Annotated in this window: 18 protein-coding genes; 16 read left to right on the top strand and 2 right to left on the bottom strand. The window is 41.7% G+C overall.

All coding sequences use genetic code 11. The features are described from left to right. The first annotated feature begins 61 nt into the window (after window positions 1–61). Window positions 62–1,198: an ABC transporter ATP-binding protein gene (locus BMY80_RS00830; protein WP_031578547.1), complete on the top strand. Its 1,137-nt coding sequence runs from the start codon at window positions 62–64 to the stop codon at window positions 1,196–1,198. A gap of 128 nt (window positions 1,199–1,326) precedes the next feature. On the opposite strand, the gene BMY80_RS00835 is transcribed toward BMY80_RS00830, so the two are convergent. After that, a complete protein-coding gene (locus BMY80_RS00835) occupies window positions 1,327–2,076 on the bottom strand; it encodes an amino acid ABC transporter ATP-binding protein (protein ID WP_093140024.1) in 750 nt (249 codons plus the stop codon). Further along, window positions 2,066–3,592, bottom strand: a complete 1,527-nt coding sequence (locus BMY80_RS00840) for an ABC transporter substrate-binding protein/permease (protein ID WP_245730014.1) — start codon at window positions 3,590–3,592, stop codon at window positions 2,066–2,068. The genes BMY80_RS00835 and BMY80_RS00840 overlap by 11 nt, the downstream gene beginning before the upstream one ends. Window positions 3,593–4,094: 502 nt before the next feature. Here BMY80_RS00840 and queA point away from each other — a divergent pair. From queA to BMY80_RS00920, 15 genes are all read left to right on the top strand, one after another. Continuing rightward, window positions 4,095–5,183 (top strand): tRNA preQ1(34) S-adenosylmethionine ribosyltransferase-isomerase QueA, encoded by a 1,089-nt coding sequence (gene queA / locus BMY80_RS00845; RefSeq protein WP_031578544.1) that lies wholly within the window; start codon window positions 4,095–4,097, stop codon window positions 5,181–5,183. 2 nt (window positions 5,184–5,185) lie between these two features. Continuing rightward, window positions 5,186–6,295, top strand: a complete 1,110-nt coding sequence (gene tgt, locus BMY80_RS00850; protein ID WP_093140026.1) for a tRNA guanosine(34) transglycosylase Tgt — start codon at window positions 5,186–5,188, stop codon at window positions 6,293–6,295. Window positions 6,296–6,642: 347 nt separating this feature from the next. After that, on the top strand, window positions 6,643–7,026 hold the full coding sequence (yajC, locus tag BMY80_RS00855) for a preprotein translocase subunit YajC (RefSeq protein ID WP_051621736.1): 384 nt from the start codon (window positions 6,643–6,645) through the stop codon (window positions 7,024–7,026). Window positions 7,027–7,089: 63 nt separating this feature from the next. Then, window positions 7,090–8,940, top strand: coding sequence for a protein translocase subunit SecD (secD, locus tag BMY80_RS00860; protein ID WP_093140029.1), 1,851 nt, complete (start codon window positions 7,090–7,092; stop codon window positions 8,938–8,940). Window positions 8,941–8,952: 12 nt separating this feature from the next. Beyond that, window positions 8,953–9,900, top strand: a complete 948-nt coding sequence (gene secF / locus BMY80_RS00865; RefSeq protein ID WP_031578540.1) for a protein translocase subunit SecF — start codon at window positions 8,953–8,955, stop codon at window positions 9,898–9,900. Window positions 9,901–10,187: 287 nt separating this feature from the next. Continuing rightward, window positions 10,188–11,153: a hypothetical protein gene (locus BMY80_RS00870; protein ID WP_031578539.1), complete on the top strand. Its 966-nt coding sequence runs from the start codon at window positions 10,188–10,190 to the stop codon at window positions 11,151–11,153. 139 nt (window positions 11,154–11,292) lie between these two features. Beyond that, window positions 11,293–12,072: an RNA methyltransferase gene (locus BMY80_RS00875; protein WP_093140032.1), complete on the top strand. Its 780-nt coding sequence runs from the start codon at window positions 11,293–11,295 to the stop codon at window positions 12,070–12,072. Window positions 12,073–12,629: 557 nt separating this feature from the next. After that, complete coding sequence (locus BMY80_RS00885) at window positions 12,630–17,888, top strand: PKD domain-containing protein (protein WP_093140037.1); 5,259 nt, start codon at window positions 12,630–12,632, stop codon at window positions 17,886–17,888. Window positions 17,889–18,069: 181 nt separating this feature from the next. Further along, a complete protein-coding gene (locus BMY80_RS00890; protein ID WP_093140040.1) occupies window positions 18,070–18,297 on the top strand; it encodes a heavy metal translocating P-type ATPase in 228 nt (75 codons plus the stop codon). Window positions 18,298–18,335: 38 nt separating this feature from the next. Continuing rightward, window positions 18,336–18,815 carry a transcriptional repressor gene (locus BMY80_RS00895; RefSeq protein ID WP_031578533.1) on the top strand — a complete coding sequence of 160 codons (480 nt, stop codon included), beginning with the start codon at window positions 18,336–18,338 and terminating at the stop codon, window positions 18,813–18,815. 184 nt (window positions 18,816–18,999) lie between these two features. Then, on the top strand, window positions 19,000–20,706 hold the full coding sequence (locus BMY80_RS00900; RefSeq protein ID WP_177178454.1) for an FAD-dependent oxidoreductase: 1,707 nt from the start codon (window positions 19,000–19,002) through the stop codon (window positions 20,704–20,706). Between the two features lie 198 nt (window positions 20,707–20,904). Next, the gene (locus tag BMY80_RS00905; protein ID WP_093140046.1) at window positions 20,905–22,074 is read left to right on the top strand and encodes an IscS subfamily cysteine desulfurase; all 1,170 of its coding nucleotides are present in this window, start codon (window positions 20,905–20,907) and stop codon (window positions 22,072–22,074) included. Window positions 22,075–22,177: 103 nt separating this feature from the next. Then, window positions 22,178–23,491, top strand: a complete 1,314-nt coding sequence (pepB, locus tag BMY80_RS00910; RefSeq protein ID WP_093140049.1) for an aminopeptidase PepB — start codon at window positions 22,178–22,180, stop codon at window positions 23,489–23,491. 409 nt (window positions 23,492–23,900) lie between these two features. After that, entirely contained in the window at window positions 23,901–24,332 is a 432-nt protein-coding gene (gene ndk / locus BMY80_RS00915; protein ID WP_031578529.1) for a nucleoside-diphosphate kinase, read from the top strand. Between the two features lie 169 nt (window positions 24,333–24,501). Then, window positions 24,502–25,236 carry an NAD-dependent deacylase gene (locus tag BMY80_RS00920; RefSeq protein WP_031578528.1) on the top strand — a complete coding sequence of 245 codons (735 nt, stop codon included), beginning with the start codon at window positions 24,502–24,504 and terminating at the stop codon, window positions 25,234–25,236. The last annotated feature ends 130 nt before the right edge of the window (window positions 25,237–25,366 follow it).

Raw genomic sequence — 25,366 nt, forward strand, 5'->3', positions numbered from 1 at the left:
ATATTTTGCAATGCGGTGTCTAGCGCACCGCATGTTATAAAAGATTTTTATGGAGCTTTAAATGGCTGAAGTTACTTTAACAAACGTTCTTAAGAACTATAATCCAAGTTTATTAAAAGATACCTTACGTAATATCAACCTTGACATCAAAGACGGCGAATTCATCGTATTCGTTGGTCCATCAGGTTGTGGTAAGTCTACTCTTCTTCGTATGATTGCCGGTCTTGAAGATATCACTTCAGGTGAATTAAAAATCGGTTCTAAGGTTATGAACGACGTTCCTCCTGTAGATCGTGGTGTAGGTATGGTGTTCCAGTCATACGCACTTTATCCACATATGGATGTTCGCCAGAATATGGAATTCGGTCTTAAATTAAAGAAATTCGATAAGGATACCATTGAAAAGCGTGTTAATAACGCTGCTCAGATCCTTGGTCTTGATGCTTTAATGGATCGTAAGCCAAAGGCTCTGTCAGGTGGTCAGCGTCAGCGTGTTGCTATCGGTCGTTCTATCGTTCAGCAGCCAGACGTATTCCTCTTCGACGAACCTTTATCAAACCTCGATGCCGCACTCCGTGTAAAGATGCGTATCGAAATTGCTAAGTTACACAAGGAATTAAATTCAACCATTATTTATGTAACCCATGACCAGGTTGAAGCTATGACCTTAGCTGACAAGATTGTTGTTTTAAGTCCGTTAAAGGAATCTGCAGAAACCAATCTTGAACAGTTCGGTACTCCACTTGAACTTTATCATAACCCAACCAATAAGTTCGTAGCTGGCTTCATCGGTTCTCCAAAGATGAACTTCCTCAAGGGTCAGTTAATTGAAATCGGTGAAGAAACCTGTAAGGTTAAGCTTAACACCGGTGACGTAATTACTGCTTGTGTTGATGCTCGTCGCGCTAGCGTTGGTGATAAGGTTGAATTAGGTATTCGTCCTGAACACTTGGTTCCAGTTGAACACCCTGATTCAAAGAGCCGCTTATCAGGTATGGTACAGGTTGCTGAACACTTAGGTGCTGAAAGCTTCGTATACCTCGATGTAGATGGTGAAGACTTCACTGTTAAGGCTGCATCTGAAATCCCTGTTGATACCGGTGACTCTCTTGAAGTTGGTATTCCTGCAGAAGCTTGCTACCTCTTCGATTCACAGGAAAAGGCATTTAAGAGAACTGCAAGATATAACAGAACCTAATAATTAGCTTGTAATTTATTTCAAAGCGACACCTGTGTGTCGCTTTTTTTATCGTTTGGTCATTCAAAAAAAAGTGAACCATACCAGTATGATTCACTTTTTTTATATTTTATTAGAGACTTTAGTTATTATTTTGCTTCAATCTGACTTAAAAATTCTTTCAGCCTTTCATTTTTAGGGTGGTTGAATATTTCGTCAGGACTTCCCTGTTCCTGAATCCCTTTATTATTGAAGAACAACACGCGGTTTGAAACGTTTTGGGCAAACTTCATTTCATGAGTAACTACAACCATAGTCATTCCCTCGTCAGCAAGTTCTTTCATCATGTTCAGTACTTCGTTCACCATTTCAGGATCCAGCGCGCTTGTGGGTTCATCAAACAGTACAATAGATGGTTTCATTGCAATGGTTCTTATTATTGCTACTCGCTGCTGCTGGCCTCCTGACAGCTGTGCAGGGTACTTGTGTGCATGTTGTGCCAGCCCTACCCTTTCAAGCATGTTCATAGCCCATGCGTCTGCTTCATCCTCTGTGTATATCTTATGAAGAACAGGAGAAAGCGTTATGTTCTGTTTTACCATCATATTCTGGAACAGATTAAACTGCTGGAATACCATTCCGATTTTTGGAATTATTTCGGTAAGTTCTTTTTCATTGAGCGATGATAATTCAGTGTTTCCAAAGAAAATTCTGCCTGATGTAGGTTTTTCAAGCAGGTTAAGCATTCTGATAAACGTTGATTTACCACACCCTGAAGGTCCGATAACTGCGATAACATCTCCCTTGTTTATGTCAATGGAAATGTTATTTAATACTTCGTGATCTCCGTATTTTTTGCAGATGCCGTCAATCCGCATAACCGGTATGTTATCGTTCATTTTTCTTTAAATTCCTTTCTAGACGGGCCACACATGCTGACAGTGTGCCTATAATAGCTAAATAGATTAAAGCAACCGCAAGAAGTGGCATGAATGCCTCGAATGTTGTGTTTCTGATAACAACACCTCCTCTGGTCAGATCCATAAGACCTATGTAACCGCAGATTGAGGTTTCTTTGATTAATGAAATTCCTTCATTAGCTAGTGCTGGGAGATTATTCTTGAAAGCCTGCGGTAATATTATGTGTCTTATAATGGTAAATGGTTTTAATCCCAATGCATATCCGGCTTCAAACTGTCCGGTCGGTACTGATTTCATCCCGGCTCTGATTATTTCTTCAGTGTATGCCATAGAGTTCAGACCAAATGCGACAATGGCTACAACAATCTTGCTTATATCAACTGAGGCAAAAATTATGTAGTAGATAATCAGAAGCTGAACCATTACAGGTGTTCCTCTGATTATATTAACGTACATTCTTATCAGAAAATTAAGAATTCTGAAGTTCCCGGTTCTGTTATTCATTATTCTTATTACCGCCATAACGGTTCCCCCAAGGAGTCCTATAATGGCGGAAAACACCGATATAATAATGGTTGTCATAAGCCCGGAAACAAGCATTTTCCAGCGATCTTCTTTAATGAAGTTATTGTAGAACTTGTCTGTAAATGAAGAATGATTCTGCACGGATGTTTTGGAATGGTCAGGTACTATTACAAAAATTTGAGATGAGCAGATGGTATGAGTGAAGTTTATAACCTTGGCTCTTTCCTCTGTTTTTGAAAAACCTGAAAAACCGGCATGAACCTTACCGCTGCTCACCGCATTGATAATACTGTCGAATTCCATGCTTTCGATTTTTAGTTTCATATGCAGACGGTCAGCAATAATTTTTGCTAATTCAATTTCGATGCCTACAATTTCATTGTTTTCGTAGTATTCATACGGCGGAAAATCTGGGCTTGTGGCGATAATAAATTCAGGCCCGTCATTGTTTACAGCTGTGTAGTGATAGTTATCTGTATGAGTTACATATGTGTTGTATATTCTTTCGTACAGCTTTTCATTATGGATATCATCAATGACTGTATTGATTTTTTCCATCAGTTCATTGTTTTCCTTGGGAAGAATAATTGCATATGACTCTGTTTTAAACGGTGTGTTTAGAATTTTGAGCGTAGGATTTTTTTCTACGAATTTTACGGCAGGAAGTTCATCCATTACTACAGCATCAAGTTTTCCCTGAGTAAGAGCTGCAATTGAATCGGGGGAACTGTTGAAGCGTTCAACCGGTGGACAGTTATGCTGTTCAAGATATTCATTGGTTGCTATTTCAACAGTTGTACCTATCTGAACTCCGACTCTGGCTTTACATAGATCTTCAATAGCTCTGACCTGATTTGAATGACTGTCGGTGTCGCAGGCTGAAATATTAAGTGCGGTTACCAGAAATAATATTGCATATGCAGTTTTTTTTAAAATCGATAGTGTCATGTTTATGGTTTGGGAGCTCATAAAGTAGTACTTCCCTGAATAATATTCAAATACAAAAATGTGGTTATTATACGCTCGATGCAGCTTTATATAAATGATTAAAACTGATTCGAACAGTATGTAATGAGTTTAAATCGTATGTAAAATTTGAGGAGACTATAAAAAAAGAAACCAGTACTCACGCATGTGCTGATGAGGACTGGTGTTATCAATGATTAATAACCATAGGACTAATGAACGTGGTTATTATATTAAAAATGTGAAATATGTCAATATTTTTTAATAAAATTATAAAATTGACATGTAATATTAAGTAAGTAGAATATTACAGGTCTGTTGGCTTATATTGATTTTATTTTTATTTACTGGTGAAATCATACTGAATTAACAGATATGTTTGGTTATTCAGTGAAGTTAATTACAGAGATTAACTTAAAGTATTTCGAATTTTGTTTTCAGGATACTTTTTTTGTTTGTGTATGAACGCTTTACATTACTGTAAGTTAGGCTGTTGTTTATTATGATGTTAAGATCAGATTTCTTCTATAATCTCCCTGAAGAGCTTATAGCTAAATTTCCTGCTGATAAAAGGACTCACAGCAGATTATTGGCTCTGAACGGTACAACCGGTGAATTGGCTGATTATCATTTCTACGATGTAGTCAAATTTTTGAAAAAGGGTGATTTACTTATATTCAATAATACCAAGGTAATTCCTGCCAGAATGTACGGACACAAGGAAACCGGCGGTGCAATTGAAATTCTGGTTGAGCGTGTTCTGGATGAGCATCGAGCCCTTGTTCATATGAAATCATCAAAGTCTCCTAAGGAAGGAGCAATCCTTAAGTTTGATAACGGTTATGAAGCAGTTATGCTCGGAAGACAGGATGCTTTGTTCATTTTGGAATTTACCGGTGACAAAACAATTTTTAACATTATGGATGAAATAGGGCATATTCCGCTCCCTCCATATATCGATCGTCCTGATGAAAAATTTGACCGTGAACGTTACCAGACCGTGTATTCCAAAATTCCTGGGGCTGTAGCCGCACCGACTGCGGGACTGCATTTTGATAACGAACTTCTTGCAAAGCTTGGAGAAATTGGTGTGGATACCGGATTTGTCACCCTTCATGTTGGTGCAGGGACATTTCAGCCTGTAAAGGAAGATGATATTTCCAAGCATCACATGCATTCTGAATACGCAGTGGTACCTGAAGAGCTGGTTAACCGTATTTTAAAAACCAAGGCTGAAGGCGGAAGAGTAATTGCAGTTGGAACAACCTCCGTACGTTCACTTGAAAGTGCGGCAATGAAAGCAGAAAAGAACGGCAAACTGATAGAACCATTTGCTGCAGATACCAGTATTTTTATTTATCCGGGTTACAAATTCAGAGTCGTGGATGCACTGATTACCAATTTCCATCTGCCTGAATCTACTTTAATCATGCTTGTGAGTGCTTTCGCCGGTTATGATCATACCATGAAGGCTTATGAACACGCCGTAAGTGACAGATATCGTTTCTTCAGTTACGGAGATGCCATGTTTATCACCCGTAATGATAATGCGGAAACTGCCGAAGACATTGAAAAGAAACTTAGAGGACACTGATTTTGGAATTTACTTTAAAGAACAAGTGCGGAAAGGCAAGACTCGGTGAAATGAAATTTGCCAGAGGCGTGGTAAGAACACCTGCTTTTATGCCTGTTGGAACCTATGGTACAGTTAAAGGCCTGAGTCCTGAGGAAGTTGAAGCAATCGGAGCTGACATCATTCTGGGCAATACGTTTCATTTATGGTTAAGACCGGGGTGTGACATTATGCGTCTACACGGTGATCTTCATGGTTTTATGCAGTGGAATAAACCGATTCTGACAGATTCGGGCGGATTCCAGGTATTCAGTCTGGGAGCTTTGCGCAAGCTCAAGGAAGAGGGATGTTATTTCCAGAATCCGATTAATGGAGACAAGGTGTTTTTATCACCGGAGGTTTCCATGCAGATTCAGGAAGCACTTGGTTCTGATATTGTAATGATTCTTGATGAGTGTACTCCTTACCCTGCAACTCATGATGAAGCGGCCAAGTCAATGCGTTTGAGCCTTAGATGGGCAAAACGTTCCCGCGATGAGTTTGACAGACTGCAGAACAAAAATGCTCTTTTCGGCATTATTCAGGGCAGTGTGTATGAAGATCTTCGTGAAGAGTCGCTTAAAGGTCTGATGGAAATAGGTTTTGACGGCTATGCCATAGGTGGTCTGGCAGTAGGTGAAAAGAAAGAGGATATGCATAAGATTCTTGATTTTATAACCGAAAGAATGCCTGAAAACAAACCTAGATATCTAATGGGGGTCGGGAAGCCTCAGGATATTCTGTCAGGAGTACTTCGCGGTGTGGACATGTTTGACTGTGTTATGCCTACGAGAAATGCAAGAAATGCACATCTCTTCACATCAGAAGGCGTGATTAAACTGCGTAATTCCAAATATAAGCAGGATACACGTCCTCTTGATGAAAAGTGTGACTGCTACACCTGTCGTCATTATTCCAGAGCGTATCTGCATCACCTTGATAAATGTGGAGAAATGCTGGGAGCAAGACTCAATACTATCCATAATCTCAGATTTTATCAGCGTCTGATGGAACAGATTAGAGCTCATATAGCAGATGGTACTCTGAATGAGTTCTCTGAGGAGTTCTTTAAGCTGTACCCGGCAGACAAATAAGTTTTCCCTACTCATGTGAATTACATGTGTATTTAACAGTGATAGCTGTCGGTTAAAGTTGGAAACCAGGGCAAGTCCCTGGTTTCTTTTTATTTGTTTATTCGGAATGTTTTTTTACTTTCTGTTAATGATTTACGGCAAAAAAATGTAAAAATCAGCACTTATGAGATATCACCGATAATCTTTTGAGAACAATTATATGATTTCTTTCGTTTTATGAAAAAGTGCCTGTATTAAATGATCATTCAGTCATTATTGGACACCTTTCATAAATAATTCTGTTAAAACCACATATTTCATATATAATGCAAAATCGTGTTTTATTTTAAAATTCGAGGTTGATAAAGATGAATTTATTTCCAACTGCTTTTGCAGAAGAAGGTGTTCCGGCAGCTGATCCTTCTCAGGTGGCTCCTGCCGCTCCTGATATGACCTTCTTCCTGTTAATGGGTTTGGCCTTTGTTTGTTTTTATTTATTTGTTTTAAGACCTGGTAACAAGAAGAATAAGGAACGTGCAGAGTCTCTTAAGAAGCTTGAAGTGGGTGACGAGGTTTTAACAAACGGCGGTTTAGTCGGTAAAATCGTAAAAATTAATGAAGAGCAGGGGATTCTTACTGTGGAAATCGCACAGGGAACCCAGGTAAAGATCAACAGACAGTACGTTGTAAGTCCTTTGCCAAAGGGAACTTATGATGAACATAAGGTTGAAGCAAACCGTCAGAAAAAATAAAGTTAAGTCCTTATATGTGTGTGGGTATTTAGAACCTACAAAGGAATTCAAGGAGTATAGGTTTTGTTAAACAAGTATCCTTTATGGAAGAATATCCTGATAGTTGTAGTACTGATTGTAGGTGCCATCTATGCTTTGCCTAATATATATGGTGAAGATCAGGCTATTCAGATTAGTGGTTCCAAAGGTATAACTTTGGAAAAGGAAGACTACGAAAAAATTGAAAATGTGATTAAGCAGGACTGCCCAGACTGCAAAGTAGAAAGAAATTTGGGGCAGGCGCTTATCCGTTTCAAGGATAATGATTTACGTCTTCGTATCAAGGAAAAGCTGGTTTCAGAATTAGGTGACAATTATGTTGTTGCACTTAATCTTGCAGCTGCAACTCCTGACTGGTTAAAGTCAATCGGAGCCAAGCCTTTAAAGCTGGGTCTTGACCTTAGAGGCGGTCTTCACTTCTTAATGGAAGTTGACATGGATGAAGCAATCAAAAAGATTGTGAACCAGATGATTCAGGATATTCGTACTGAACTCAGAGAAGAAAAAATCCGCTTATCAGGTATCAGAAGTGTGGGGCAGGATGTTGTAATTTCCTTCCGTGATGCAGATACCCGTGACAGTGCAATGAGACTGCTTGCGTCAAAGCACAATGACTGGGTCTTCACTGATGAGGAATCTTCATCATTCGAAATCAAGGCAGTCATGAAGCCTGAAAAGATTAAGGAAGTTAAGACTTATGCCGTAGAACAGAACATCAATATTATCAGGAACCGTGTAAATGAACTCGGTGTGGCCGAACCTCTGGTTCAGAGACAGGGCGCTGATCGTATTATTGTTGAACTTCCTGGCGTTGAAGATTCTGCTCGAGCAAAGGAAATTCTCGGCGCAACCGCAACTCTTGAATTCCGTCTTGTTGATCAGGCCGCTGATATTCAGAGTGCCGCCAGCGGTACCGTATCAGCAAATGATGAAGTTCTTGTTGACAAGAACGGCAGACCTGTTGTTGTAACAAAACATGTTATCCTTACCGGTGATCATATCATCGATGCAAAGAGCGGTATGGATGAAAACGGTCGTCCTGAAGTGAATATCAGCCTTGATTCCAAGGGTGGTAACACCATGTCCAACTTCACCAAGGATCATATCGGTCAGCCTATGGCAACCAACTTTATTGAATATAAGGTTGTTGATGCTCAGGACAGCGGTGACAAGACAGTTAAGTTCAGAAAGGTTGAACAGATAATCAATGTTGCCACAATTCAGGCCCGTCTTGGTAACAAGTTCCGTATTACCGGTCTTGACAGTCCTACAGAAGCTCATAATCTGGCTCTGCTTCTTAGAGCAGGTGCTCTGATTGCTCCGATTCAGATTGTGGAAGAAAGAAATATTGGACCAAGTTTAGGTAAACAGAACATTGAAAACGGTATGCGTGCAATGTTGTATGGTCTGGCATTCCTTGCTTTATTTATGTTCATATACTACGGAGCATTTGGTCTTGTTGCCAATCTTGCTCTTATTTTCAACATGATTCTTCTTGTTGGTGTTATGTCCATGATTCCTGGTGCCACCATGACTCTGCCTGGTATTGCCGGTATTGTGCTGACCATAGGTATGGCCGTGGATGCCAACGTTCTGATTTTTGAACGTATTCGTGAAGAAATCAGAAACAATCGCGGTGTTCAGCAGGCTATCAACCTCGGTTATGAAAGAGCTTTTGTTACCATTCTTGACTCAAACATTACCTCAATTCTGGTTGCTCTCATTCTGTTTGCGGTTGGAACCGGTGCGGTTAAGGGCTTTGCTCTTGTACTTATGATTGGTCTGATCTGCTCTATGTTTACAGCAGTTACCTGCTGTCGTGCGGTAGTTAATATCGTTTGGGGCGGACGCAATATCAAGAACCTGTGGATTTAGCGGAGGATAAAAATGTTTCAGATTATAAAACAGGGAACAGTAATTCCTTTCATGAGCATTGCCAAGCTGGTAGAAGTGCTCTGTATTGCAGCAGTTCTTTTCTGTATTGGCTGTCTCTGCTATAAAGGTTTGAACTGGGGCCTGGATTTTACTGGCGGTGTGGTTATTGAAGTTCAGTATCCTCAGGAAGCCCGTCTTGATGTTATACGTCAGGATCTGAACAAAATAGGTATTAGCAATGCCGTTGTTCAGAATTTCGGTACACCTAGGGATGTATCAATCCGTATTCAGCCGAAGGGGGATGAAAATCAGAAGGATATTACCGAAAAGGTAAAACAGGCTATTTCATCTGAAAATGCCGATGCGGTGGTAACACGTTCAGAATATGTCGGACCGGCTGTAGGTCAGGAGCTTGTTGTGAGCGGTGTTATTTCCGTTCTTCTGTCACTTGTAATCCTTCTCGTGTACATTGCTGCCCGCTTCGAATGGAGAATGGCAACAGGTGCAATAATCTCTCTGGCATATGACGTTATTATTGTACTGGGTGTGTTCTCATTCTACGGAATTGAATATGATCTGACTGTACTTGCTGCGGTACTTACAGTTATAGGTTATTCATTAAACGATAAGATCGTCGTATTCGACCGTATTCGTGAAAATGCAAGAAGACTTCACAAGATGGCAATGGTTGACCTGTTTAATATTTCTCTGACGGAAACACTGTCAAGAACAATTATTACTTCAGGTACTACTCTGATTACCGTAATTTCACTGCTATTATTGGGTGGCGAAATGATTTTCGGATTCTCTTTGGCTCTGTTAATCGGTATAATTTTCGGTACCATTTCATCAATCTACGTAGCTTCAACATGGCCTCTTTTACTGGGTATAACCAGAGAAAATCTCCTTGTTAAGGAAATAAAGAAGGATCATGAAGAAATTTCAGAAGCTGATTATTAATAATCAGAAACGCTGATTTATTTGAAAAGCTGTTCTCCGTGAACAGCTTTTTTTTGTTATGGGGTGCATGTTGCGGAATTGCTTTATAATCGTGGTTGCATGTCTCAATTTTTATGTATAACATACAGCGGATTAAGTGGTTAAATATTATAATCGACAGGTAGGCCTTGTTTAATAATAAGGAGTACTGAAAAGCATTGAGATAAGTCTGGTTAATCAGTCTGTTTATGTGTTTGTAGGTGTCTCCGGTATTACCGAAAGGTAGTAAACATCTCGGAAAATAGATAATGTTTAAAAAATTATTTCTTACAGCCTGTATGGCTGTAATGATTTCAGGACTTTCAGCATGTGCTTCAACCGGTTCTGAAAATTCAGTTGACGGTCATATTGATCCTGATTTTGTTAAAATTGAGCTTCCAAGGGTGATAACTCCCAATGAACAGCTGAATATGGTAAAACTGGCTCAGCTTCTGGGCAATCAGCGTTTAAATCATGCTCAGCTGAGTAGAATCATGTGGCATAGAGCAGAACTATACAATCGCATGGGGCTTGATTATCTGTCCATAATGAGTCTTCTCGCCTGCGTCAATGAAGATAATCAGAATTTTGACTGTTACCGTGATTACGGCGGGTCTCTGTATTCTCATGCCAAATTCCTTGAGGCTTACGATGCTCTTGATGGTGCCATTGAATTAAGTCCTAATGACAATGCTTCATATTTCAATCGTGGTCTTGCTCTTTATTACGGCAAGAGAGAAAAGATGGCTGAAAAGGACTTCTATAAAGTTTATTTAAGTGACCGTCAGGATCCTTATTTCCAGCTTTGGCTGTATTTTGCCGAGAATGCCTCTGATCCTGAAAAAGCCATAAAGAATCTTCATGACAGATATCGTATGATAAACGTGAAGGAGCTTGTTTTCGGAACCAGAATTATTGAGGTTTTTCTGGGAATGAAGACTGAAAAGGAACTGTGGGATCACGTGTTTGACGGGACAAAGAATTATTTGGAAAGAAATGAAAGACTCTGTGAAGCATATTTCTATATGGGAAAAATGCATCTTCTGAAGGGAGAAAAGACCAGAGCTTTGGATTATTTCAAGCTGTCAAGAACCACAAATGTTTCTTATTTTCTGGAATTCAGCAATTCGTTACTGGAACTTCACATGCTTGACGTCAATAATGAATATGATGATATTGGTTTTGAAGACAAGGTGCTTAATACTGAATCTGAAAACAGGGATTCGGAGAAATAGGTTCCGAAATAAAACATTGAATTGAAACGAATAAAGCCGGTAATACATAACTATTATGTGTATCGGCTTTTTTTGTTGGTACATCTTTGCTAATATAACCATTGAAATTTGTAAGGTGACTGATAATCGGAGAACGCAGATGTCAGACAATTTTGGTTCAGACAGATATTCTTGTCTGAATAACATGGTAATAATACTTGTTGATCCAAGCCATTACGGTAATATCGGTTCAGCATCAAGAGCAATGAAAACAATGGGACTTTCTGAATTAAGAATAGTTTCTGCCAACAAAGACATAATTACCGATGAGGCCCTGGCTTTATCCAAAGGTGCTGCCGATGTACTGAAAAGTGCCCGTGTTTATGACTCTCTGGATGATGCTCTGGCTGATGTTACATTTGTAGCCGGAACATCCGCTCGTCACCGTAGTATAGAATTACCACTGTACCAGCCGAGAGAGGCTGTTGAAAAGATTTATCCGCATATCAGCAATGGCATGAAGTGCGCCATCATGTTCGGAAGAGAAAGGACCGGACTTACAAATGATGAGCTGCAGAGATGTGATATTCATATCAACATAGATGCAAACCCGGAATATTCCTCACTTAATCTGGCAATGAGTGTGCAGGTGCTTTCATATGAACTGAGACAGGCATGTCTGCGTTCAGCGGAGTCTGATGTTCCTGAAAGTTTTGATGAAGGTTTGCGTAAACCGAAGCATTCAGATCTGGAACAGTTCTACAGCTTTATTGAAAAGAATCTGTGTGAGTGCGGTTTTCTGAAAAAGAATCATAACGGTAGCGTCATGGGGCAGATCAGACGTGTTTACGCCAAGTCTGATATGAGTGCACATGAACTTAGAATCATTTACGGGACTCTGGCCTCCATGCTTAAGTACAAAGCTCATGGAGAAAAATAATATTTATTGATTATTCAATGTTTCTGGGCATCAGCCAGTTCCGGAACATTTCACTATTACTCTGGAAAAAGATTGTGTGACTTTTTCCGGAGTTTCCTGTTTTTATGTCTGTAAGACTCCTGGCCTTTCTGAATGAGATTGGCATGGTGGTTGTTCATAATTCCTCGATTTTATCTGTACTGGAACATGGTTCTATGCGGTGTCCTGTATCTGATTTTTCAGCCTATATTGTTTATATGGTATGTGTGACGGCTGTCACTATAATCATATGGCCAAAGAATGACTGAAATAAGGGAATCTTATTGTGAAAAACAACTCGTTTATCACTAAAGTTTTTTAAAATTGAATATATTAATATGTTATATGACAACTATCACATATATGGTAAAAACAAGCATGATTATAAAAAAAATTAGACTTATCTGTTATGAAAAAGTTTTCTTAATGTTTTAAATTTGTTAAAATTAATCAAATCGGCAATGATTTTTGATCACGAAATCACTGTCATGATCTTAATGTCAAATTATATGTTGTTTAACTATTCAGAGTGAATCCATATGAGTAACAAAATGTTAAAAATCAATAGTCTTTCATTAGCTGTTGGTTTGGCAGTTGCTATTCCAAGTTTGGTACTGGCAGATAATGCCTATGCCGGTGACGTGATAGCTGCAACCCATATCTATCATAATCATATGCCAAATTTCTGGCCGTACTACAATACCAGTGAGTACGAAAAGGCTGCTGTAGGAACTCCTATCAGATATACCTATGATGGTCAGGTTTTCAATATTAAGAACAATCCACCTGCAGATTATCCTTATTTCCTTCCGAAATCAGGTGAGCCAATGCCTCATGATAATCTGCAGCAGTACTACGACAGAGATGCAAAGCGAAACGCATACACCGTTTGGCCGGCTCAGACAGCTAATGCAAATCACTCTGCTCATCCTCTGAGTCAGACTCAGGTAACCATGTCTGCTGCTGTTATCAATAATGTACAGAGCTTTGCCGAACTCAACATTTTTGATTTCTACAAAACCGGCTGGTCAAACGACTGGAAGTCAACAGTAGGCAGTCTGAAGACTACCAACGGTTTCAATGCTCTTGAACCAATTCATTTCACAGGTCACCATTCCATGGGACCTTTAGTCGGACCAAAATATTTTCTCAAGGATCTTATTTATCAGAACGTAACCCTGCAGCAGGATTACTTCTTAGGTTCACAGTTTAAATCATCAAAGGGATTCTTCCCGACAGAACTGGGCTTTTCTGAAAGACTTATTCCTACACTTGCCAAGCTTGGTATTGAATGGTCAGTAGTAGGTAATAACCATTTCTCAAGAGCTCTTACCGATTATCCTTACAATTATTCCAACCCTTCATACGATACTCTTGTTTCTCCTCCAAACAGAGCTGATCTCCAGAACACCTTTAGTAAGGGTGGCTGGGAATATGTCGGAATGAATCACGAACAGCAGACCATTCTTAATCAGTATCCGTTCTGTGCCATTCCTCACTGGGTTCAGTATATCGATCCTAATACCGGTAAGGCCGACAAGATTGCCGCAATTCCTGTAGATCAGAACGGTTCATGGACAGAAGGCTGGGAAGGTATCGCCGTAGCAACTGAGGAAATTGACCGTCCTAGTTATAATGCCGCTGCAGGTGACAGAACCATGTACTTTGTTATCGCTCATGACGGTGATAATGGTGAAGGTCGTGCAGGTTCAATTTCCACCTGGCTGGCTTCAGGTGAGGAATACAGCACTGCAGGTGTGGTAGGCATGGGTGTTGAGGAATATCTCAAAGCATATCCTATTCCTGCAGATGATATTCAGCATATTCAGGATGGTTCCTGGGTTGATACCCGTGACTCATCATCAGATCCTGACTGGTACCACTGGCATATTCCTATGGGGGTATGGACAAAGGGACAGCTGGCTGCTTTCAACAAGTCTTTGGGTACAGATTTCGAAGCTCCTAAGAACTTTGCCGGAACTTCTGTACAACATGCTGTTTCCATGGAATACGGCTATCATTATCTCGAAAGAAACTTTGCTCTGCTGCAGGCGGCTGAAAACTATGCCGAAACAGCAGAACAGATCTGGCTTGATGACCATCCTAACTACTGGTCTCCTTCAACCGAAGCGGAAAAACAGGTTACCTACAGTGGAAATCAGTTGAATCCGTACATGATGTCATACCCTGTTAAGGGCGATGAATCAAATGACTACAAGGGGGGCGCAAACCCTGCAGAGTTAGGTTGGTACTTCCTGATTTCATCAATTGACTCAGGTTTCGGTTACTATGATGAAAATACTGATGATAATGTTAAGCCTTCATTAGGTTTTAATCAGTCTCTTTATTTCACCGAGCCGTACGTTAAGGCAAACATTAGCAAGGACAAGACCGGACCTTCAATGTGGTGGGTTCAGCGTTATCCTACAAATCCAGGTTCAGCAAATTCCGGTAAGGCAGAAGGCTGGACTCCGATGTATGCCGATAATGTTTTTGCCATCTACACATATGCGTATGACGTAAGCGGCATCAAGGATGTTAAGGTTTATGTACGTCCTCACAAGGCCAAGAGCATGAAGCCTACCGACATAGCTCCAAGGGTATATAATCCTAAGAGCATAAGCGGTGCTGATGCATCTCAGGTAGGTGAATGGAAGGAATATCCAACCAAGGTAAGAGATCTTACTCCTGACATGAACGGCGTGGATTGGCAGGTTCAGATTGAAACCAAGAACTATGAAGTGCTTCCTGCAAAGAAGATTGGCAGCACATACTACGCATACATCAGTGATTACCGTGATCAGCTGGTTGACTACTATATGGAAGCAACCGATAACCTCGGTAATGTAACCAAGAGTGAAATCAACCATACCTATGTAGGTGCAGGCAGATATAATCTGGTGGACGGAGCTTATATTGAAGATGTTGACGGTGAAATTGAAGGTTCACACATGTTCTTCACAGACGGCTCAGTGGTTAGTACCGATACCGTAACACTTTATGCAAAGACTGATGATGATTCAGTAACCTCTGTATATGCTGAATACAAGGATAAGGGGGCATCAGACTGGAACAGTAAGGAAATGAAGCAGGTTAGTACAACCAAATACTTCAAGACCAGTATTACCTACACCCGTGATGCAACCTGTGCGGACATCAGAGTTAAGGAAAACGGCAGTTCTTCCTACTATAACGGAGCAAACGGTAACTGTCTGTCCAAGGGAACTTACATAATCAACAAGGACGGATCCATCACTGAAGGCGCCCCTCATGATATCGTAACACCGGTTACCTTCTTCTTTAAGCCTGCAAGTGAACTTTCAAAGGTATGTGTTCATTATCGCGGTACTCCGCAGACAGGTGATAAGGGATGGACTACTGTTCCTGGTGTTGAAATGTCTGCTGTGAAGAACGGCTGGTGGAGTTACACTGACAGTACCTCTTTCGGTGCTGAAATTTCCGGTCTTGAATTCCTGTTCAACGACTGTGGCAGTCAGTGGTTCAAGTCATCAAGCGGTGGAAACTTCACTTCTGCTACTGTTGGAGATGTTTGGGTTGACGGTACAAAGATGGGATCAGGTATCCCTGCTGAACTGGATACCGGCAACAAGTCTCCTGTTGCTGTGATTTCTGCTTCTGCTCTTTCAATCAAAAAGGGTGAAAGCGCAACTCTTGACGCTTCAGGTTCATCAGACCCTGACGGTTCCATTGTTGCGTACAAGTGGAGCACCGGTGAAACTACCGCAAAGATTACCGTAACTCCTGAAGAAACCACTAAATATACCGTAACCGTAACCGATAACGACGGTGCAACAGCTACCAAGTCAGTTACCATTAATGTGGATAGTGGTACTGAATGTGAAGTGGATCCTTTCTGGTATCTTTTTGCTGATTTTGACAGCTCTGTAAACGGTGCGACAGTAACTCTGTCCGACAGCACAACCTTCGGTAAGAGAGATAACTGTGATTCAGAAGTTGTTTCAACCGGAATTAAGGTTAAGGATCAGTGTCTTTACGAATTCGGTTCAGTTGCAAATAATTCATGCGGCCTTGTTTACAAGTGGGATTTCGGCGACGGCACCACTTCAGATGAAACCTTCAATGTATCTCATACATATGAAAAATCCGGTACATATGATGTTGTGCTGAAGATTTACGAAGGAAATTCTGTTGAAAATGTTCGTATAGCCACCAAAAAGGTTTCTGTAGAAGTTTCTGCACCTGTAGTGTTACCTGTTGCCAAGATTTCAGCTTCAAAGACTGAAATCACCAGGGGTGAAACCGTAACTCTTGACGGTTCTGCTTCAACCGGTGACGATATTACCTACAAGTGGAACACCGGTGCAACCACTCCTTCTATTACCGTAACTCCGGATGCAACAAGCGTTTACACTCTGCAGGTTGTAGATAAGAACGGTAACAAGTCAGAACAGGCAAGCGTAACCATTACAGTTACCGATGTTGAAAATCATGCACCGAAGGTTACTCTGGTAACATCTGCAGATAACAGTAACAGAACTGTTAAGAGCGGTACTACCGTAGTTCTTGATGCTTCAGGTTCAACTGACGAAGACGGTGATGAATTATCATACTTATGGTCAAATCAGAAGACTTCTTCCAGCATTTCTGAAACCCTGTATGAAACCACTACCTTCACTGTTAACGTAACCGACAGCAATGGAGCCACCACCCAGGGCTCAGCAACCATTACCGTTGTTCCTGCTACTGAAAATATGGCTCCGGTAGCCAGAATCAGTGCAGGCCAGACTGAAGTATCCGTGGGCTCCAATATAGTGTTTGATGGTTCAAGGTCTACTGACGACAAGGCCGTTAAGAGCTATGAATGGTCTGTGAACGGAAACAGAGTAAGTACCAACAGCAGTCTGACCTATACATTCAATACTGAAGGTACATATCTGGTATCTCTGACTGTTTACGATGAAGAAGGTCTCTCTGGAACTGAATCAGTATCAGTTAGGGTTGTTGGTGCCAATGTTCCTGTTGTTGAATTTACCTTAAGTGGTGATACCATCGTTGATCTTAACAAGAACGTACTGTTCACCACCACCCTTGTAAATGCAGAAGCTGCATCTTATGTCTGGTACATCGACGGTGAAAAGGTAACCGGTTCAGACAGTTCACTTAACTATGTGTTTACCACTGTCGGTTCACATGAAGTTAAGGCTGTTGTTACTGATAAGAACAATGAAGAACACAGAGCCTCATTACTGGTAACAGTGTCAGATCCATATGTAAACACTCCTGTGGGCATTGACGCAGGAAGCGATAATCAGACTGAAGGCAACAAGATTAACTTTGTTCAGTCTTCATCTGACGATACCACTCCGGTCAAACTGACAGAGCGTCAGCCTTTAAGCTTCATTATTACCAATATTTCTCATGAAGCTACTGTTCAGGTTGTAAAGCTTGCCGATAATACAAAGGCTGCCGGTTCTGAGCAGGTTTGTCAGATTTTCAGTGGCGGTGCTGTAGACTGTTCGGCTACCGACGGTGTTGATTACCTCCAGGTTTCAAATGACACCAAGGTTTATCTGAAGTTTATTCAGACCGGTTCATATCAGGTAAGAATTTCAGGTAAGAACCTTTCAGAAAATGATTTCAGCGGTTACATTCCTCTTACCGTAACATCTGAATCTACTGATGAACCTGACGAAGGATCAACTGATGATGGAAACAGTAAGTCTTCATCAGGCGGTAAGGGCGGTGGTGCCATCGGCATCTTCGATCTTATCCTCATGGCCGGTGCCGGCTTCTTCTTAAGAAGACGCAGAAAATAATAAAATAACCTAGGCTAATGAAAAGCGGAAGATGGTTCTGATATTGTCTTCCGCTTTGTTTTTATGGTGTCAGTATTTGTCGGAATACGGATGATCTGGGGCCGTCGTGATATTGCTTTTTGAAGCAAATATCATTATTATATTGTGTAAGCTGTTGCTAACATATCCGGTAATATTAACAATGAGATATCATTACAAGGTTCAGGGAATTGACTGTCCTATGTGTGCGCTCGCTCTTTCCAGAATGCTCAGACAGATAAAGGATTTTCAGTCAGTAAATTTAAATATAATGACTCATGATCTGATAATATACACCTGGTTGGATCAGAATGAGCTGGACATTGTTCTAGGCAACAATGCTTTTTCTGCTCATGGACAGCTCACATATAAATTCATGGATGCAGCCTAGGCAGTTTGATCGTGTTAAACATGAAACCGGAATACGCAATGACTGATATAAACAAAAATTTAAATGAGTGCTTCACTCTCCATAATGCCAAGGCTGAATGTCTTGAAAAGCTGAAAAAAGCCAAGGTCAGAATGTCTAAACAGCGTCTTGAACTTCTTGATCTGCTGTTTTCAGGAACCTTTAACTGCACAAAAGAGCTTTACTACGAAGCTCAGGCCAAAAATCCCGAGCTTGGAATGTCAACCGTGTACCGTTTCCTGAAGGTGCTTTATGATATCGGGGTGATTTCCAATAACAAGCTGCTGGACGTGAACTGTTCAAACTGTAATTTCAAGCTGGCTTCCCTCAAGAACAATCAGGGACAGGAGCTTAAGGCGGACGGACTTGATCTGCAGGAGCTTCTCAGACTAGGGATGGTAGTGAAAGGTCTGATTAAATCCGACGAAAAGATTGATATCAAAATGCTTGATGATTCAGTATATATCTCTGTTCATGAGGATGAAAACAAAAAACAGTAACATCGAAAAGTTCTGAATAAAAATTTTCTGTCTGCTGCAGGCATCCTGTATAATAAAACAACAATAATAATAACATCAATAAATATAAATCAGCACTGCTTGTTCTATCGGTTCTGTTTTAATGCTGATTACCTTCATAAGCAGTTTTCAGTATCTGTGTACAACTAATAGTAAGGAAATTTTTATGTCAAAAACAATCATTATCGGTGGCTCTGCCGCTGGAGCCGCCGTTGCCGCCAGGTTGAGAAGACTTGATGAGCACCGGGAGATAACAATTTATGAAAAAGGTCCTGATGTTTCATATGCAAGTTGCGGACTGCCTTATTTCGTCGGCGGTGTTCTTCCTTCCAGACAGTCACTGGTGGTTACTCCCGTAAAAGCCTTTGTCGGCAAATACAATGTAAACGTAAAAACTCTGCATGAGGTTACAGCTGTTTCCACTGAGAACAAAACCGTAACCGTAAAGCGTCTTGCGGATAATACGGTGATAACGGATACCTATGACAGTCTGGTAATTGCTACCGGAGCCTCTCCTTTTGTACCTGAAAGTATTCAGGGGACCTCGCTTCCTCAGGTAAAAACACTGAGAACAATTGAAGATGCAGAAAAAATCCGACAGGCGGTAACCACAGGGAACATCAAATCGGTTGTAATTGCCGGTGGTGGATTCATCGGAGTGGAACTTGCTGAGAATCTTGCCCATGCAGGCGTCGGGGTTACTCTTGTGGAACTGAAACCAGAAGTCCTGGGAATTATGGATCAGGAATTTGGCCGACTGATGACCAATGAACTGACAAGAAACGGAGTTGATGTCAGAACAGGTCTTGGGATTAAGGGGTTTTCCACCGCAAATGAAGAAGATGGAGAAGTACTTAGTGTCGAACTGTCTGACGGAACAGAAATCAAGGCAGGTCTTGCGGTAATGGCTTTAGGTGTAAAGCCTAATACAGCCATTGTAAGAGGTAACGGCATCGAACTTGATTCCAGAGGTTTTATTAAAGTAAATCAGGTTTTTGAAACCAGCGTCAGAAACGTATATGCCGCAGGTGATAATGTTACTGTAAATCATCTGGTAACCGGAAACAGTGTTTCAAGCACTCTTGCAGGTCCTGCTGCCAGAGGAGCCAGAATAATTGCCAATACCATTGCAGGTGTTGACGGAGCATCTGATTTTCCGGGAACATCCGGCAGCGGTATCGTGAAGGCTTTTAATCTTCAGGCAGGCATTACAGGTTTCGGAGAGGAGTATCTTTCTGGTACCGGACTTGTAAAAGACAGGGATTATTTTACGGCTTTTGTTTCTCAGAAGTCCCATGTGGCCTGGTTCCCGGGAGCAGGATTCCTGTTCATAAAGGGTATCTTCGATAAGCAGAACGGAAGAATTTTAGGTGTCGAAGCAGTAGGCTCATCATCCGTAGACAAGATCATTGACGTGGCTTCGGCGCTGATTCTGAAAAAAGGAACATTTCAGGATCTGACGGATCTTGACCTCTCCTACGCACCTCAGTTCAATGCTCCTAAATCTCCGCTTAATATGCTGGGATTTACAGCTGAAAACATCTTCCTCGGTCTTGAAAATCAGGTGGGAGTTGCCGAATACCTGAAAATTGCCGAAGGAAGAGATAAAAATCCTGAAGCTGATGACGGTTACTATCTGCTTGACGTGAGGGAACCTTCCGAGGTAACTGCTTTAAGACTGCCTCACTTCATCAATATTCCGCTGGGAACCTTAAGAGATAATCTCGGAGAGATTCCAAAGGATAAACTGGTGCTTATTACTTGTGCTGTCGGGGTGAGAGCCTGGAATGCCGCCAGAATTCTGGCAGGAAACGGCTACAGAACAACAGTTTTATCAGGCGGGTCTTCAATGTATTCACTGTATGTGAAGTAAAATTCCGGGAGTAACTTCAATATGAGGGATTCGGTGTCGAATCCCTCTGTGTTTTGCTGTTTTGAAAAAGCGGCAAAACATCAGCCGAGCGCCGTTCTATAAAACCTTGACGCAGAGTGATATAATCACTGCGTTTGAATTTGTTTTTTTCAGTTTTTTTAATTATCCTGTTCTGATTTATATTTAGGTGAAATATCCATGAAGCTTCCTGTTTATTTAGATTACGCCGCCACAACACCGGTGGATGCCAGAGTTATAAAAAAAATGTCTGATTGCCTGAGCCTTGAAGGTATTTTCGGAAATCCGGCTTCAAAGTCTCACGTGTACGGCTGGCAGGCTGCTGAAGCTGTTGACATAGCCAGAGGGCAGATAGCGGAGCTTATCGGTGCTGATACCAGAGAGATTGTTTTTACCTCAGGAGCCACCGAGTGTGACAATCTTGCCATTACCGGGGTTGCGCTGGCTCATATGAAGGGAAACAGAAAAAAAATCATAACTTCAGCCATAGAACACAAGGCAGTGCTGGATCCTTGTCATTATGTTGAAACACTCGGTTTTGAGGTGGTTTTCATGCAGCCTAATCAGGACGGTCTTATAACACCTGAAATGCTGGAGCAGGTAATTGATGATAATACCCTTCTCGTAAGTCTGATGCATGCCAATAATGAAATAGGTGTGATTCAGGATATTGAACAGCTGGCCAAGGTTGCAAAAGCACATGGCGCTCTGTTCCACAGTGACTGTGCACAAAGTGCGGGTAAAGTGGAAATAGATGTAAATACCATGCCTGTGGATTACCTGTCACTGTGTGCCCACAAGGTATACGGTCCTAAGGGGATAGGAGCATTCTACGTCAGAAAGGGGGCTCCGAAGCCTAATCCTGTCATCAGGGGCGGCGGACATGAAATGGGAATGCGCAGCGGTACTCTGGCTACGCATCAGATTGCTGGCATGGGAGAGGCTTTTGCTTTAGCGAAGGCTGAAATGAAAAAAGAAAATGCCAGAATTGAGGCTTTGCGCGACAAACTCGCCAGGGCACTGCTGGAACTGCCGGAAACTTCGGTTAACGGAACTATGGAACACAGGCTGCCTGGCAATCTGAATGTCACCTTCAGAGGAATCAACGGGGAAAACTTTATGCTGGCACTGAGAAACATCGCGGTTTCCACAGGTTCTGCCTGCACCTCCGCTTCCCTTAACCCGTCATACGTGCTTAAAGCTCTGGGGTTAAGTGATGCTGATGCCCACAGTTCCATTCGTTTCAGTCTTGGTCGTTTTACCACCGAAGAGGAAATTGACTACGCCATTGAAATTATTTCGTCTGAATATCTTAAACAGAGAAAACTCGGTAATCTCTGGAGCGTATAACGGTATTTCTGGTTCGCAGTCTGAAAATACGGAGACTGAGGTATGATTCCGACAGAATTCGTATGTGATAATCTGCGGAAAAATTAGTTTTAGGAACATTAAAATGGATAATACACAGATACTCAAGGTTTTTAAGGCAGCTCCCGGAACCGCTGCATATCCTTACCTAAAGGACTGTACTCTGAGTTATTCCGGTGAAGGAGCTCTGATACATGCTGACGACAGTGACAGAAAAAGTCATCTGAGAACAATTCAGGCCGCGGCCAGAACTCTTTCTTCAGCAGGATACAAAAAGGTTGAACTTGCCGACAGTGATTCTATGAAATGGACAAGAGAAGAAGCTTATGTATTCTTTCTCGGATTCCGCAGTATCAAAAACGGCGCTGACATAATATACCCTCATGATATTGACACTGATGATTTCAGAACGGAAAGGGATATTATTACCTGGCTCCGTGATACCATTGACGCTCCGGCCTCATCTCTGAATCCTGTGTCCTACAGTGTGTTTCTGAACAGTCTCAGTGCCATTGCAGGCAATTCTTTCTCCATAAAGGCCTATACAGGGGACAAGCTTCATTCAGAGTCTCTTGTCGGACTTATGACCGTAGGCGGCGGTAGTGATAATCCTCCTTGTCTGTATGAACTGGATTACAATCCTACGGGAGACGTGAATGCTCCGGTGTTTGCGGCACTGGTCGGCAAGGGAATTACCTTTGATACAGGCGGATACAGTCTAAAACCGTCTGATCTGATGCGTTCCATGCATTCTGACATGGGGGGATCGGCTACTGTCGCTGCATCACTTGCTTTACTGGCTGTACAGGGTTTTACTGGACGTGTTAAGGCATATCTGTGCTGTGCTGAGAACATGATATCCGGAAAGGCCATGAGAGTCGGAGATATCATCAGCTATCCTAACGGAGTTACCGTGGTTGTGGACAATACTGACGCCGAAGGCCGTCTGGTTCTGGCTGACGGTTTAATCAGAGCAGGCAGAACTTCAGCAAAGTATATAATTGATGCCGCCACACTGACCGGAGCTGCCAAAGTCGCTCTGGGACGTGATTACAATGCGGCACTCAGTCTTAATACCGGATTAAGCAATGCTTTTGTGAAGAGTGCTGCATCTGTGGATGAGGCGGCATGGGCTCTGCCGCTGGAAAAATTCCATTTGGGAATAGTGTCATCATCTTTAGCCGATATAACAAACTCAGCTTCAGGGGACGGTATTGCCGGAGCTACTTCTGCTGCGGCGTTTCTGAGCAGATTTGTTCCTTCAGGACTTCATGATTCCTGGCTGCATATTGATCTGGCCGCAAGTTATCGAAAAACTCCGAATGACATTTATCAGGTGGGAGCCATGGGGCATGGAGCAAGATCCATTGCCGCATTTGTGAAAAAGCTGGCAGAATAGGCTTTTATTTTTCTTTCGGTCAGAGAAAGCCCGGGACTGGATCTTTATGAACAATCCCGGGCTTTTGCATATACGAATCTTTTGAATACGGAATGCCGAACCGAAAGGTTCTGTTCTGTTTTGTCACGATTGCCGTGAACATAAGTATCCAGGCGTAAAATCAGCCTTTAATGTAGATATACATCAAAAATCGGCGGTAAGCAGAATTCAAAGATCACATTTTGAAAAATGCCGCATTACCTGTAATGGTTTTTGGAATTATTCTTGTTTTAAGTTTTACCTGTCGGTATGTGAGTTTTATTGTTTTTAGCCAGGAACTGCATGGAGTTTCGGATGAAACGGTTTATGCTGATTGTTCCGGAAATCTCTGTATTGTGGATATCTGTATGTAGTTCAGCAAGGAGGGCATATGGCATTAGAAAGAACATTTTCCATTATCAAGCCGGATGTGGTTGCTCGTAATCTTATCGGGGATATCTATCACCGTTTTGAAAATGCCGGTTTACGTATTGTGGCTGCCAAAATGGTTCATCTGAACAGAGAGGAGGCTTCGGGTTTTTACTGTCATTTACGTTCAAAGCCTTTTTTTGAGGAATTGCTTCAGTTTATGATGTCTGGTCCGGTAATGGTTCAGGTGCTTGAAGGCGAGGATGCGATTAAACGTCACCGTGAGATTATAGGTGATACTGATCCTAAAAAAGCCCGTGCCGGTTCCATAAGAGCTGACTATGCGACCAGTATTGATCAGAACGCCGTTCACGGCTCTGACTGTGTGGAATCAGCTGAAAAGGAAATCGCTTATTTCTTTACTGATGAAGAGCTGTGTCCTCGTACAAGATAGTCAGCCCGATATATTGGAAGATAAGAGAAAACTCGATCTTTTAAGTTTATGAATCAGTCAAAAGCCGGTTTTAATAATCGGCTTTTGTTTATTAAGGTTCTGAAAAAATTCAGCGTACTGATATTATACTTAATGTGTGGAGAGAGCGTTATTGACGGAGAATTCAGATATGAGAGAGATTCGAAACATAGTAATACTGACCGGAGCAGGAATATCCGCAGAATCCGGTATACCTGTATTCAGATCCGAGACCGGACTCTGGGAACAGCACCGTGTTGAAGACGTGGCTACCTACGAAGGTTTTTTAAGGGATAAGACTCTGGTACACGAGTTCTACAACAGAATGCGCCGTAACCTTGCAAATGTTAAGCCCAATCCAGCTCATGAAGCTCTGGTACGTCTGTCCAGAGAATGGAATAAGGGCAGTGTATCTCTGATTACTCAGAATATTGATAATCTGCATGAAGCCGCAGGTTCGGAAAACGTGATTCATATGCATGGTGAACTGATGCGTATAAGCTGTGAAAACTGCGGAGGTGTTTTTGACTGGAAGGATGATTCTTCCATTGATACCGTCTGTCCGAAATGCGGAAAGAAATCCATGCGCCCTCATATAGTGTGGTTTGGTGAGATGCCGTATGACATGGATTATATTCAGGATCTGCTGTGCGGCTGTGATCTGTTCATATCCATCGGTACCTCTGGTGTTGTTTACCCGGCTGCGGGATTTGCAAGGCTGACTCACGGCAGAGGAGCTTTCAATATTGAGTTTAATCTGGAGCAGTCCGCTACCGCAGGATATTTTGATAAAGGAATTTACGGTAAGGCCGGCACTACTCTGCCTGAATTCGTGGACAATCTGCTTAAATACGGAAATCTGGACTTTATAGAAAAGAGTATTTAGTTTTCATTGGAAAGGAAAATCTGTTTAAAAGAGAAAATTCCTGACTGGAAGCCCCTGATGACAGCAGGGGCTGGAATATGTTGTATTTGTGCAGTACTCCATGATTCCTCGCAGAAAATCCGTGGTGGCT

It is taken from the genome of Ruminobacter amylophilus, from assembly GCF_900115655.1.
Taxonomy (GTDB): domain Bacteria; phylum Pseudomonadota; class Gammaproteobacteria; order Enterobacterales; family Succinivibrionaceae; genus Ruminobacter; species Ruminobacter amylophilus.

Bases quoted from the DNA above. Each gene is read 5' to 3' on its own strand.
- BMY80_RS00875 (WP_093140032.1), top strand. From the start codon at position 11,293: ATGTCAGACAATTTTGGTTCAGACAGATATTCTTGTCTGAATAACATG.
- secF (WP_031578540.1), top strand. From the start codon at position 8,953: ATGTTTCAGATTATAAAACAGGGAACAGTAATTCCTTTCATGAGCATT.
- BMY80_RS00920 (WP_031578528.1), top strand. From the start codon at position 24,502: ATGAGAGAGATTCGAAACATAGTAATACTGACCGGAGCAGGAATATCC.
- pepB (WP_093140049.1), top strand. From the start codon at position 22,178: ATGGATAATACACAGATACTCAAGGTTTTTAAGGCAGCTCCCGGAACC.
- BMY80_RS00885 (WP_093140037.1), top strand. From the start codon at position 12,630: ATGAGTAACAAAATGTTAAAAATCAATAGTCTTTCATTAGCTGTTGGT.
- BMY80_RS00870 (WP_031578539.1), top strand. From the start codon at position 10,188: ATGTTTAAAAAATTATTTCTTACAGCCTGTATGGCTGTAATGATTTCA.
- BMY80_RS00905 (WP_093140046.1), top strand. From the start codon at position 20,905: ATGAAGCTTCCTGTTTATTTAGATTACGCCGCCACAACACCGGTGGAT.
- yajC (WP_051621736.1), top strand. From the start codon at position 6,643: ATGAATTTATTTCCAACTGCTTTTGCAGAAGAAGGTGTTCCGGCAGCT.
- BMY80_RS00840 (WP_245730014.1), bottom strand. From the start codon at position 3,592: ATGAGCTCCCAAACCATAAACATGACACTATCGATTTTAAAAAAAACT.
- BMY80_RS00835 (WP_093140024.1), bottom strand. From the start codon at position 2,076: ATGAACGATAACATACCGGTTATGCGGATTGACGGCATCTGCAAAAAA.
- queA (WP_031578544.1), top strand. From the start codon at position 4,095: ATGTTAAGATCAGATTTCTTCTATAATCTCCCTGAAGAGCTTATAGCT.
- BMY80_RS00890 (WP_093140040.1), top strand. From the start codon at position 18,070: ATGAGATATCATTACAAGGTTCAGGGAATTGACTGTCCTATGTGTGCG.
- ndk (WP_031578529.1), top strand. From the start codon at position 23,901: ATGGCATTAGAAAGAACATTTTCCATTATCAAGCCGGATGTGGTTGCT.
- BMY80_RS00830 (WP_031578547.1), top strand. From the start codon at position 62: ATGGCTGAAGTTACTTTAACAAACGTTCTTAAGAACTATAATCCAAGT.
- BMY80_RS00900 (WP_177178454.1), top strand. From the start codon at position 19,000: ATGTCAAAAACAATCATTATCGGTGGCTCTGCCGCTGGAGCCGCCGTT.
- BMY80_RS00895 (WP_031578533.1), top strand. From the start codon at position 18,336: ATGACTGATATAAACAAAAATTTAAATGAGTGCTTCACTCTCCATAAT.